General features: G+C 44.6%; 8 protein-coding genes. 4 read left to right on the top strand and 4 right to left on the bottom strand.

Translation table 11 applies throughout. The features are described from left to right. Positions 1-2: 2 nt before the first annotated feature. The 3 genes from ACYCS5_RS05540 to ACYCS5_RS05530 are packed head-to-tail and all read left to right on the top strand — an operon-like array spanning position 3 to position 6,663. Positions 3-452: a hypothetical protein gene (locus ACYCS5_RS05540; protein ID WP_029518378.1), complete on the top strand. Its 450-nt coding sequence runs from the start codon at positions 3-5 to the stop codon at positions 450-452. Then, positions 449-2,185, top strand: a complete 1,737-nt coding sequence (locus ACYCS5_RS05535; protein WP_342434418.1) for an ATP-binding protein — start codon at positions 449-451, stop codon at positions 2,183-2,185. The genes ACYCS5_RS05540 and ACYCS5_RS05535 overlap by 4 nt, the downstream gene beginning before the upstream one ends. Positions 2,186-2,235: 50 nt before the next feature. Then, positions 2,236-6,663, top strand: a complete 4,428-nt coding sequence (locus ACYCS5_RS05530) for a hypothetical protein (RefSeq protein WP_459760928.1) — start codon at positions 2,236-2,238, stop codon at positions 6,661-6,663. A 42-nt stretch (positions 6,664-6,705) separates the two neighbouring features. Here the strand turns inward: ACYCS5_RS05530 and ACYCS5_RS05525 are convergent, their stop codons facing one another. After that, positions 6,706-7,401 (bottom strand): response regulator transcription factor, encoded by a 696-nt coding sequence (locus tag ACYCS5_RS05525; RefSeq protein WP_459760927.1) that lies wholly within the window; start codon positions 7,399-7,401, stop codon positions 6,706-6,708. Between the two features lie 160 nt (positions 7,402-7,561). Between ACYCS5_RS05525 and ACYCS5_RS05520 the strand changes: the two genes are divergently transcribed. After that, positions 7,562-8,935, top strand: a complete 1,374-nt coding sequence (locus tag ACYCS5_RS05520) for a sugar phosphate nucleotidyltransferase (protein ID WP_165148878.1) — start codon at positions 7,562-7,564, stop codon at positions 8,933-8,935. 179 nt (positions 8,936-9,114) lie between these two features. On the opposite strand, the gene ACYCS5_RS05515 is transcribed toward ACYCS5_RS05520, so the two are convergent. The 3 genes from ACYCS5_RS05515 to licT form a co-directional block, all read right to left on the bottom strand. Beyond that, positions 9,115-9,633: a thioredoxin family protein gene (locus ACYCS5_RS05515; RefSeq protein WP_029518385.1), complete on the bottom strand. Its 519-nt coding sequence runs from the start codon at positions 9,631-9,633 to the stop codon at positions 9,115-9,117. 256 nt (positions 9,634-9,889) lie between these two features. Continuing rightward, positions 9,890-11,746: a beta-glucoside-specific PTS transporter subunit IIABC gene (locus tag ACYCS5_RS05510; protein WP_165148765.1), complete on the bottom strand. Its 1,857-nt coding sequence runs from the start codon at positions 11,744-11,746 to the stop codon at positions 9,890-9,892. 232 nt (positions 11,747-11,978) lie between these two features. After that, complete coding sequence (gene licT / locus ACYCS5_RS05505; protein ID WP_023990001.1) at positions 11,979-12,821, bottom strand: BglG family transcription antiterminator LicT; 843 nt, start codon at positions 12,819-12,821, stop codon at positions 11,979-11,981. Positions 12,822-13,006 lie beyond the last annotated feature (185 nt).

The raw sequence follows: 13,006 nt of genomic DNA, 5'->3' as shown, positions 1-13,006 counted from the left end.
ACATGTATAATATCAGCGTTTTGGCATTTTTGAAAGATGTCAATACAGAACGGGCGTTGCGTCTTTTTTGTGAACGATTTGATTCGGCTGAGCATGCCCTCTGGGAAAAAGGTATGCGTCTCCTTCATCAGTATCATGCTGCACGGCATACAGGGGTGACCCTGGTTGTCTCCAGCGCACTTCAGCATATGGACGATCGTCATGATATTTACGTTGTTGATCTGCGGGAATACGGCGAGGAAGAGTTGGATCGCTTATATATCGCAAAAACATGCGAGTTGATCCTACTGACGGACGGGGCAACGGAAACCGCTGCGAGGTTTGCTGCCCTCCAGCGCCGCACTCCCCGTTTGCTGTGCGCACGGCTACCGCTGGTCAGCTACGAGCTGGAATGCCTGATGCAGGCTATTTTGAGCCGTCGTGAACAAAATGGAGGGGACAGGGAAGCATGAAACAATGGGCTTTGTTGAAACCAGGTTGGCAAAAGCTGATCCTGTACCTGATCGTACTGGGTGTGACCGTGTTTTTGGCCGCTGTGCTTCAATGGTTTGTCGTGCGACAATTCAGTGTTCACTTGGCGGAGATTCAGAATGAACAGCTCCAGTATGAGGTACAGGAACTTTCTAGCAGCATAACCGAGCGTTATGCCGCATGGCAGGCTGAATTGAAGGAGCTGTCGTCCAGTCTGGGCAGAGATATGCTGAATCAGGGAACACGCCAGTATCCTGAGGGGTTTAAGCGTGAAAGCGGGGCCTTTTATGTGCTGGATGAACAGTATCATGTGATGGTCGGACGAGATAATCGTGAGATGAAAAGTGCGGTCCAGCAGATTAAGTGGCTGCAAAATGGTTGTGCAGTAAGCTCTTTTGTGACAGAGGATCATCAGCCTGCCCAGTATATCGCATGCAGGATTCAAGGAGCGCAGATGGGCGGTTTTATGGTGCGCAAGGTTGACGCTGATATGCTCAGCGGAATTATTAAAAGTAAACCGGTTAACCAGTATGAGACTTTATTTTATAACGGTCAATTTAAAGTTGTAGCTTCCCGAAGTAATCCGGATATTAACCGAACGGACATCACGGGCGTCACCCGTAGGCTGCTGGAGGGCAATACAGGTGTCATTGAAGATGACGGTGAAAAATACGGGATAGGATTTAGCCGCATTGGGGAAGAAGCCCTTTACATATCGGTTAAGGATGTCAGCGAGGATACAGCACAGCGAATCAGCTCCTTCGGCAAACAGTTGTGGATGGTCATGGTTCTAATATTGTTCATTCTGTGGGCCATGCTCGTACAGTTCCGCAAAAGGATTGTGAAGGATGCCATCGTGAACAACCAGGTGCGTGATCAACGGCGAGATGAAGATATGCGACAGCAGCAGGACATGTATTATTTGCCGTTAATGCAGACGATTGAGCAGCAGCTACAAGAGCTGCAAGAGCAGACTAGCCGTCTCACAGGTGGTGATGATTTGAAGTTGCTGGGATTCTATCATGATCTAGCAAACCGCTTTGAAGCGGCTTCCAGTCAGGGAAAAGGAGCCTCTCATGAGGAACTGGAGTATTTTCGCGAGTTGAATGAAAATTTTATCCAGGGTCGCCTCAGACAGGAATCCTCACTGGGAGAGTTACTGACGGGAGTTCGTAGCTTGCGCGATGAGCTGGAAGAGAAGATGCATGATAATAGTGGAATTAGCTTTACAGATATGAATGAAATATTGTCTGAGTCGCTGAAATGGGCGAACCGTTCATTGAACATGAAGAACATTCAAGTGATCTTGCGGCAAGAGCCTGTTCCATCGATTGCAGCACAAGCACCCATGCTGTACAAAACGATTCAGGGACTGCTGGAAAATGCAGTGCAGGCCATGGGACGCCAAGGCGGAGAACAGCCTGAGGATCAAGAACAGGGCCAAACAGGTCTGCGGTCCAAGCGACAATCTCAAGTGCTTAAGGTTAGTTCACGGCTGGAAGAAGGAGAAATTGTTATTATCATTGAGGACACAGGCGGCGGGATTGATGATAAAATGCGTTGGAGCTATTTCCAGCCAGACTATTCCCAAAACTCGCAGGAGCATGCATTCAGCTTGTACCATATGGATGCATACCTGAAGACCATAGGCGGCCGTTTAAAGCTGCGTAATACCGATCAGGGCTTGCAGGCAATCGTTCGTTTGAGAAGATAGGTCCAAGATAACCGACAGATATACGAGAAGTTCAAGAGAGGGGGACAAGCATGAAAAAATGGGTATTTCACTATCGTTACGATATGGCGGCAATGATGTTGATGCTGATTGCGATTGTTGCATATCTTGCACCCATCTATGGACCAGGGCAAATTGTGTTTAGCGACATTGCTTTTGGAGCCACCTCTCATCGGTATCTGGAGGAAATAACCGGGGTATGGAACGAGCGATGGTCTACCTCGACCTTGTTCAATGCTCCACGTATCCTGTACATCTTGCCCTTCTATGGACTGTCACTCTTATTTGACGAAAGCGGACCGGTCTTGCTCAAGTCGTTTATTACAGGCTTGTTATTTGTTTCGGCATTTTCGATGTATGCCTTTGCCAAACGATTGGTTAGCGTGTATTATTCACCAAGCTTTACGAAGACCCGTATTTTTGCCATCATGGTCGGCTCGTTGTTTTATGCGTTGAATCCGTGGGTTATTTTCCGCATTCAGCATATTTATTTGCTCTGTGGATATAGTTTATTTCCGTTAATGCTGCGGTTCTTTTTCAGTGCGGTGGACCCCAAGTTTCAAATTCAACAAATTAAAAACTATCATTCCCACAAGCTGTATCAGCGGAACTGGATCGACCTGTTTCTGTTGGCTGCGGTATTCACCGTTAGTGCTGCGGCAATTCACTATTTTTTCTTCGGCATGATTTATTTGGGCTTGTTCACCATGTTGCTATTGATCAAGCTGACCTGGACCCACCGTAAGGCTGGTCGCACCTATTTGCAGCCGTTATACGGCAATTTTTTGCGTAAAGGGATCATTTTTGGCATGTTTTTCGGTCTGCTCAGTTTTTATTGGTTGTCTCTATATGTCGGTAGCATGTTGATGGACGCTCAAGCGTCTCAGCATAATATCAATGTCGTGGATACGTTGTCTCTGTTCAGCCGCAACAGCAGTTTAAATAATGTGGGTTATTTACTGAGCTATTGGTGGCCCATGTTTTCCTTGTCCTCACTGCCTGTCATGTTTTATGTAGGAGGGGGATTTTTGTTGCTATTGATCGGGTATGCGATGGTGACACGTTCACATAAAAATCCGATCATTCTGATCTTCTCGCTACTTACGCTGCTGTTTCTGGTTGCAGCTACCGGGACGACGTTCCCATCGATTGCCAAGTGGTTTGTCATTCTGGTTACGAAAACCCCTGTGATTGGTTCGGTTTTCCGTGATCCTAACAAATTTATTGGACTGATTGCCCTTAACTTCGGGGTGTTGCTGACCTTTGGTGTCATTCAATTTATGGAATGGTTCGGATCCTCGCCGCTACAGCGTGTATATAAAAAGCTGGCGGTCGTTATCGTTGTCTTGTGCCTGGGGGTATATTTTGCTCCCTTGCGCACTCAGTTCATTGAGGGGTACTACAAGCCAGTACAAGTGCCAGAGGCTTATGCTCAAATGGCTGAAAAGCTGACTGATCCGGATCGTTTCGATAGCAAGGCATTATACTTTCCGATTGCTGACAATATGATTCAGAGCTATAACGGAGTAGCCACGCCCAAATGGAATAAAGGGAAGACCGCAAACGAAAAGGCAACGGGAGATTTTCAGGTATACTCTTCTCCTAAAAATACGATCTTTCATCATGAGGGCAATGATCCCGGTATTACATACTATATGAATTTTCTACAGTATGTCATGGACAACGGATTAAGCTCCCGATTAGGTTGGCTGTTCTCTACCTTTGGTGTTAACCAGTTGGTCTACCATGATGAATATGTGGGACAGGAGAAGCGTCAGGATTTCCACCTCTCTCAGCTGGAAGGTCAGACCGGGCTGAAACGTACGTACCAGAACGGGCTATTTTCCATATTCAATCTCGACCAGACACCACCCTATATGAACATCCTTGCGAGTAAAATTGTAACACCTTACGGTTTTAGCCGGCTGGAGAGCTACAGCCATCTGCCCGGTTTTGATTTTAGCCGCTTTGGAGTGCTGTTCAGTGCGTTAAAGCCTGAGCTAAAAACCGTCCAGACGATTAACAAAGGGGATTATGTGGAAGCGGTGTCCTTTAATGACTTGCTATTGTCACAGCTTCCAGCAGAGGATTACTTACGGCCTTTTGATGCCATTGAGGATGGTAATGCCTTTTTAAAATGGTCCAAAACCTTTGCCTCGACCAACGATTGGTTGTGGTATTTATCCTCCCAAAATATACGGAACTTTCCGTTCGATATGGAAATGGATGCAGGGATTGCGGTCACCTTTGCCAGTAAGAAGCTGGATGTGGCCCCGTATCAGATGAGCAGCATCGAAGGGAAGACGGTTGTGGACTTTGATTCCATGTTGCGGACCGAAACCTTCTTCAAGCCGGATAACCCGCAGTTGTTCAGTGTGCAGGCTAATCCCCGTGAGGAATTGAATGATGTGCCAACTCTGCATGGCGAAATTATGAAGGGTGACCCGAGTAATATATGGCAGGTCGCTCGATCGGGTTTGCTGGAAGCCAAGGAAAATAATCCGTATCAGTTCCAAATTACTGTTTCCGGTCGCGGAACGAACAAAATGCATGTGAAAATGAGATTTTACGATAAGCAAATGCGTGAACTGGGGGTTAGCTATGTCGTGGCGCCTTCGGAGGGATATAATTTTGACAGTGTGAAATTTTACGGGGAATACGTGTCGCCGCCCGGCAGCTATTGGATGCGAATGGATTTGTTAACCCTGCAGCGTCCACAGCAAAAAAATTACTGGTGGATTCATGATATCCAGCTACGTGATTTGGGGCAATACAGTAAGCCTAACACGTTTACGATGCACAAAAAACTGGATCAACCTCAAACCTCGCATGTATATGCCAGAGTGTTTATGAATAAGGCAGGCGGGAAATTACAAGTCACGTTACCGGACAAAGTGGTTAGTATCAAGACCCAGGATGATGGTTTAAACCAATTTCAATGGGTCGATCTGGGAGAACATGTTTTTCCAAAAGGAGATACTCCAGTCACGGTTAATAACCTGCAAGGTTTTAATGCGGTCAATCAATTTGCGATTGTGCCTGTGGATCAGCTAGATCGGTTATCTTTTCCAGTGGAGCAGGCATTGAAGCGGGGCAAGCTCTTTTTCACCTTGGAGGCAGAGAACGATTTTAACGCCCAAGGGAATGTGCAGACGGAGCGTGCTTTGCCAAGACTTAGTATGGGGCGAGGGATCAGCTATCAGAAGGGGACGTTAAGCAGGGATGTGGAAGTCGCCAAAACGGGAACCTATGCCACAGCTATTTTGGCTAATCTACCTGCAGGATACCATGGGTCATTAACGATGAAGTGGGTGAATGAAGAGACGGGAGAGGTGCTGACCAGAACGATTCGTACGGAAGAGTCGTATAAGCGGTTACCCGCTACCTCTTTATCTGAAAAGCAGGTTATTGAAACGGTGCCCGATCAGGATGGTTTTGCCAAGAAAATCATACAAATTCCCGGTCTGCTGAACGACTATGGCCGAATAGAATTCAAAAATCTGTTCCTAACCAAGGGAAAGTATCACTTAACCCTTGTGCTGGACAGCCAAGTACCGTCATTGAGCCGTTTTGGAGATATTCATCGAATGGGCGGGCAGGAAGTGACGGTAATGCCTGGGGAGAACACGAAGGAGTCATTAGACACGGATGTCGGATGTGTAGCGGATATACGACCTGGCCAGACGAACCTGTCATTTATGGACGAAGGACTCTCTATCCGTTACACACCTAGCTATTCCTGTGACTGGAATATATATGCGTCCAAGAAAATGAAGGCCGAGCCGCTGCAAGAGTATGCCGTGCAGTTGGATGCGCGATCAGCACAAGTTGGAAGTCGGCACATGAAGGTCATATTTTTGAATAAAGCGTCCCAGGTTCTTCAAACCTCCTATATTGATGAGGTGGAGGAGAGAGATAAGGAACAATGGAATCATTATGATCAAATTGTGAAGGCACCGGCAGGAACCGCCATGATGCAGTTTCAAATTTTAGCGCATGCGCACAAGAAGCAGTCAGGCTTATTTCAAATGAAGGAATATTCCATTATCCCTTATCAAGCCATGATTACAGTGGATCAATTTACGTTGTTTGAGGGAACGGATATGGATACCTTTTTTATGGCTCCACATGCTTCGGAAAGCATTCAGGCTACTCGTGAGAATTCCATGGAACGTAGTTTTACGCTATATAATCCGACACATCAGCAGGTGCTGATCCGGGAGACCGAATCACCCAATCCACTATGGGAGTTCAGGCTGGGTGGCGAAAATCAGCGAGCCCGTCTGTCTGTGAATGGAGTAACTACCGGATTTATTACCAATGGTAACGGGAACGGGAAAGTCGTCGTTATTCTGGCTTCCGCCTACCGTTTCGGATGGGGACTGTTCCTCATAGGGATACTGGGTGGAGCAGCTTGTTTTCTTCCTTATCGGCGATGGAAGAAGCGAAACCTTCCATAAAAAGCAAGCTGCTCAGTGGGGAAATGGGTAGCCATGATACGGCTACATCTCATATTTGTAGCCTCTGCCCCAGACGGTACGGATGTGCTGAGGATTTTTAGGGTCACGTTCTATTTTTTTGCGGAGGCTGGAAATATGTACGTCGATAGTGCGATCCAGATAAGCGCCATCTCCGCCTTTGATCCGATCCATCAGCTCACTGCGGGTAAAGACTTTACCTGGATTGCAGGACATTTCTTTTATAATAGAAAATTCGATTTGAGTGACTTCTATTTCTTGGTCATCGACTAGCAGGCTGTGACGATAATCATTTACCCACACTCTTACCTTTTTAAGCCTTTGCGTAACGGTTGGCGATTCAACAGGCATGTTGCGGCCGCAGCGGCGCAGCAGGGCTTTGATGCGGGCATTTAACTCTATCAGACTGAACGGCTTGCATAAGAAGTCATCTGCTCCGTCATCCAGAGCTTTTATTCTTATATTCAGCACGGTGTTATTAGAGATGACCAGCATAGGGACTGTGGTAAATTGACGGATTTGGCTGATCAGCGCACATTCGACTTTACCGGAAAACATTAGAGCGGTCACAATAATATCCGGCTTAAAACGCATGAGTGTAGGAATTGCAAGTTTAGAGTCATAAATAAGCTCGGTATGATAGCCTTCCTCCTGAAGGTGAAGAGCAATCATATCTGCCAAACCTTTTTGATTTTCAATGATGAGTATTTTTATGGGCATGACTGACATCTCCTGTACAGACAAAGATACAATAGCATTGCATAATCATGTATTTGCCACGATAATACATACTTATGTATTCGGCAGAAATGCGAAAAATGAACAGTCTTATAATGTAAGAAAAATATTAATTTACAGGAAGAAGGTTGCATCTTTGCGAATGATTTTATTATCTGGAGGTTCGGGTAAACGTCTGTGGCCCTTATCCAATGTGAACCGTCCCAAGCAGTTTCTTTCCATACTACGTCACGACGAACGGCCCGAAAGTATGCTGCAACGAATATGGAGGCAATTAGATGAGGCGAATTTGGCAGATGAGGCCTATTTTTCAACGAGTGGAACTCAGGCCGAGCTGATTCGAGGACAAATTGGCGGAGATGCTGTAGTCATTGAGGAGCCGACTCAGCGGGATACCTTCCCGGCCATTTCCCTGGCTACGGCCTACTTGCATGACGTTGCAGGCGCATCACGCGACGAGATCGTAGGGGTCATGCCTGTGGACGGGTATGCGGGGGATGAATTTTTTGAGCATCTGCGCAGGCTTCCTTCCATATTAGAGCAATCAGGAAGCCATATCGCATTAATGGGGGCTGCTCCGACGGAACCCTCTGATAAATACGGATATATTGTGCCTTCAGCCTCTCCTTCACTTGACCAGCCATATTATAGGGTTAGTTCATTTGTAGAAAAGCCGGATCTGATTCGTTCAGAAGCGTTGATCCGTGAAGGGGCCTTATGGAATTGCGGGGTGTTTGCTTTTAGACTGGGCTTTTTATTGGATATTCTGAAGCAAATGGGTATACCATCCGACTATGAATCTCTTTCGACAAATTATGCAGACTTGCCTAAAACTAGCTTCGATATTGCGGTAGTAGAGCATACTCATAAGCTCTCTGTGCTTCCATATCATGGAGAGTGGAGAGACTTGGGCACATGGGATTCGTTGGTGAGAGAAGTAAGTTCGAAGCTGAGTGGTCCAGGATATATTTCAGAAGCTTCACATGACTCGCATATCATCAATGAACTGGAGATTCCGGTCAGTATCTGGAATGTCCCGGACATTATCGTCGTTGCCGGGCCGGATGGCGTGCTGGTTACGGATCGGCAGTCATCCACAGGAATTAAGGATATGGTGGCGGAAATTGAAATCGGACCACGTTTTGAGGAGCGCTTCTGGGGAAAGCAAACGGTGTTATCCCATCAAGCGGCAGCAAGTGGATTGCAGACAGTGACCAAACGCGTGGTCATTTCAAACGGGAGATTTATCAGCTATCATGAGCATCAGTTTCGTAAAGAAGTTTGGACTATAGTTTCTGGAACCGGGAGTGTCTCTATCAATGGCGTGATACAGACAGTCAGCCCCGGTGAGGTCATCGTCATTGAACCCGGTACAAAGCATTTTATAGGGGCAGTAGAAGGAGATTTAGAATTCATTGAGTCACAAATCGGACATATCGTATCCGAAACGGATATTATCCGTTATGAATTTCCTGATTCGATTGACGACCATACTCATGAAGTGTCTACAATATAGGGACTGATAGATACGAACGAGGTTTATCAGAAGGCAGTGAAGAGTAGTAGGAACTATTTTTTATTAGAGCTTAGATGCCTGTTCATTCCTAAAAAGGTATTCATGCGTTATACGAATGAATACCTTTTTTTTGCATAAACAGTTCTCTGTGTTTGTAATGAATTGAATAGAAAAGAGACTTATAAAATAATAATTTTCTTGGAAGTCAGCCACTCTTTTACAGCATCCGTACTGAGGTCTCTTTTGGGCGTCCATTCTATTTTATCAACCAGCTTGCCGTTTCTGAATTCTGCAATAGTGGGGGTGTATTTAACGTTGTAATCCTCTTTGAATTTATTCCATTGAGGCTTGTCCTTATGGATTTTGTGAACGTTCAAAAAAGTAATTTTAGAGCCTAGATTATACTGTTCGATCATCTTGTTAAAGTTAGGCTCAAACCGATTGCAATCGCCACAACTCGGTCTGCCGACATAGACAAACACACTTTGATCCTGCTGAATCAAACGCTTAAAACCATCTAGTGTAACCGCATTCAAGTGGTCATATATTTCGGGATAATTGCTTTTGCTTGCTTGGATCTCTTTATCTTTCTGCTGAACAACCTGCTCCAGATCTTGAAATTTAACTACAGCTGAAATAGCGATACCAATGAGAAGCAATACAATGACACTTAACCCGGCGATATATCCTTTTTTCACAGAAACCCTCCTTTTTTTACAATCTCAAACTTACAATAAATGATTTTTTCGTTTTTCACTGTAACACTTGTCTCATTATGTATAAAAAAGAAGCTTTCCCGTAGGGAAAGCTTCTTTAGTCAGCATTTTGCATAATTCGATTCCCAACGCTTGTAAGTACAGTATATAGACGAATTAAAGCATTTCGATCTATATACTGCTGATTTGAAAACGCTCCTGGGATTTATGCAAAATGCCCTAGTCTGATAATTAAATGTTAGACCACAACAGTCAACAAGTAATCCTCACGCTTCACTTCAGTTTCCATTGTGTTCAATACGTCCAGGTATTGAGCGGAATTTGTTACGATAATCGGCGTAGTCGTTGTATAGCCTGCCGCCTTAATTTGTTCGATATCAAATTCGAGCAACAATTGCCCTTGCTTCACTACATCACCCTCTTTGACGCGCTTGTCAAGGAATTGTCCTTTCAGCTTCACTGTATTCACACCAACGTGAATCAGAATTTCTGCTCCGTCATTGGAAGTAATACCGATGGCATGTCCGGTTGGGAATACGGTCGTAATCGTTCCATTGACAGGAGATGTCAGCACACCCTCTGTAGGATCAATAAGGATTCCTTTCCCCATAGCACCTGAAGCAAAAGCAACATCAGAAGATTGTTCCAAAGGCAATACTTTACCTTGCAGTGGGCTTACGAGAATTTCTTTCTCGATTGTCACTTCTTTCTTTATAGGCGCAGCTTCTGTTTTTGCAGTTTCTTCTTTTGGATCATCAAAGCCCAAAATCATAACCAACACAACTGCGAGTACAAAGGCAACGAGCAAACCGATGACTACCCACAAGAATCCAGTTCCAAAATAAGTTGGCAGCGCCAGTAAACTAGGTAGGGAGAAGGATTTTGCAGTCGCTCCGCCAGAAGCGATAATAGCGCCACCAATACCACCGGATATGCAAGCATAAATAAAAGGCTTTTTCAATTTCAAAGTTACACCATAAATCGTTGGTTCTGTAATCCCGAATACAGCCGCCAGTGTAGAGGAACCCGCCAAAGCCTTCATTTGAGTATTTCTAGATTTCAGGAATACCCCCAGTGTTGCACCGGCTTGAGAAAGTACGGCTGCTGTAAGCATCGGAAGCATCGTGTCATAACCCAATGTAGCAATATTGGACAGCATAATAGGAACGAAGCCCCAATGTACACCGAAAATAACAAACACTTGCCAGAATGCACCAGCCACAGCTCCGGCGATCAATGGGCTTAAATTGTATACCCATGTAAAACCGTTCGCCAAGCCTTGACTGATCAGGTTACCGACTGGACCAAAGGCCAAAAACGTCAACGGAACAACAACTAGCAGTGATAGCATAGGGACGATAATGTTTTTAACCGATTGATGAACAAAGGAATTAAACCAACGTTCCACATAGGACTGTACCCATACCGCGAGAATAATTGGGATTACGCTGGAACTGTATTTTATCAGAATGATTGGAATCCCGAGAAAAGCCAGTTTTGCCGGATGGTCCACCGCTGCAATAACATCCGGGTACACGAGTGCTCCAGCAACTGCGACCGATACAAAGGCATTTGTCTTAAATTTACGGGACGAAGTAATAGCCAGGAATATAGGCAAGAAATAAAATACGCTGTCCGAAGCGGCGTTCAAAATGAGATACGTACCGCTTGTAGTATCAATCCAATGAAGCGACGCAATTAAGGCCATAATCCCTTTGAGCAAACCTGCTCCGGCAAGAGCACCCAAGAGAGGTGAGAAAATGCTGGAAATGATATCGACCGCTTTGCCGAGAACATTTGTTTTTTCGGAAGATTCTTCCTTTTTGGCATTAGGATTGTCTGCATCCTGCAAATTCGTTTCTGCCATCATATGCTCAAATACTTGACCTACATTGTTGCCGATGACCACTTGGAACTGGCCGCTGCTTTCCACCACTGTAATGACACCAGGTGTTGCTTCCAGTGCAGCTTTGTCTGCTTTTGTGCGATCTTTTAATTTAAATCTCAAGCGTGTAGCGCAATGGAATACGGAATTGACATTCTCTTCGCCGCCAACGAGAGTCACTATTTTTTTAGATAGTTCTTTATCACTCATATTTAGAACTCCTTATGGGTTATTCTTGCTACTGATAGGGTTTACCGTTTACATTTGTTGCTAAGATGCGCCGGCATGCATCTTTTTAACCTTGTAAACAAGAAAAACCTAAACTCGTGGTGAAAACTGCGCACTCTTCCTATAAGGGAACGTCGATTTCACCATCAGTTTAGGTTTTGCCTGCCTTACCAGTCACAATCCATGAACGATGAGGGGTATGAAGTTGTTAGTCTTATATGTTATTACGCTCAGTTACCCGATGAATATGGATAGTTAGATATACGTATTCATCCTTGCTTAAATATTGATCGTATGTTTTTTCCAGATACTCATTGATCTTTTGGGCGCAAGCAAAAGCTTCGGTATACGTCTGCTTCACCTGGTTGTACAAGAATTCTTCACCACTGTGAATGACTTCTTTACGAATCACTCGCATCGCAAAATATTGCAAATGTGTCAAAAATCTCGAATAGCTAAAAGAAGACTCATCCAGCACAATCCCGTAATGGTACGTAATAATGTTCAATATATGTTGGACAATCTCGGTCATTTTCAGTGTAGATTTCATTTCGTTACCGTCAATCCGTGCATTCACCATATGCAATGCAATAAATCCCGCTTCATCTTCGCCCAATTTTACTCCGAGCGTATTTTCAATTTTTTGGAGAGCATCCAGTCCAACTGCAAATTCTTTTTTGTAAAAGCGTTTAATTTCATACAGCATCGCGTTTTGGAGTGCCAGTCCTTTTTCTTGCCGTTGTATGGCAAAATGAATATGGTCGGTCAACGTTAAATAAATATTATCGCTTAACTCCGTATCCAACACTTCTGTTGCATGGGTTACGATTTCATTCACGACCTCCAGATGAGATACAGGAATATCGTTCAGCAGCTCGGTTAGTTTGGCCGTGAACTCGTTTTCATTTAACATGAAAATCTTATCTATTTTATCATCATCGACTTGATCGCCAGCCACCTTTTTGAAGGAAATACCTCTTCCCATCACGATGACCTCTTTGCCTTTATCGTTTTTAGTCAATAGGACGTTGTTATTGAGCACCTTCTCAATAATCATTGAAGTTCCCCCTCCCATCCTTTACCAATAAAAAATGCCTAAGCACAATTCAATACTATTGTTAGCAATAGTACTCAATTGAACTCAGGCATTGCCCGCATCACCGGTCACAATCCTTCGATATAGTGCTATTGTAGCACAAAAAAAAGCGATTTCAACATTTTTTATTCTGTTTCGACAAAAAA

This window comes from Paenibacillus sp. SEL3, from assembly GCF_054602585.1.
This window is presented reverse-complemented; position numbering and strand designations above follow the sequence as displayed.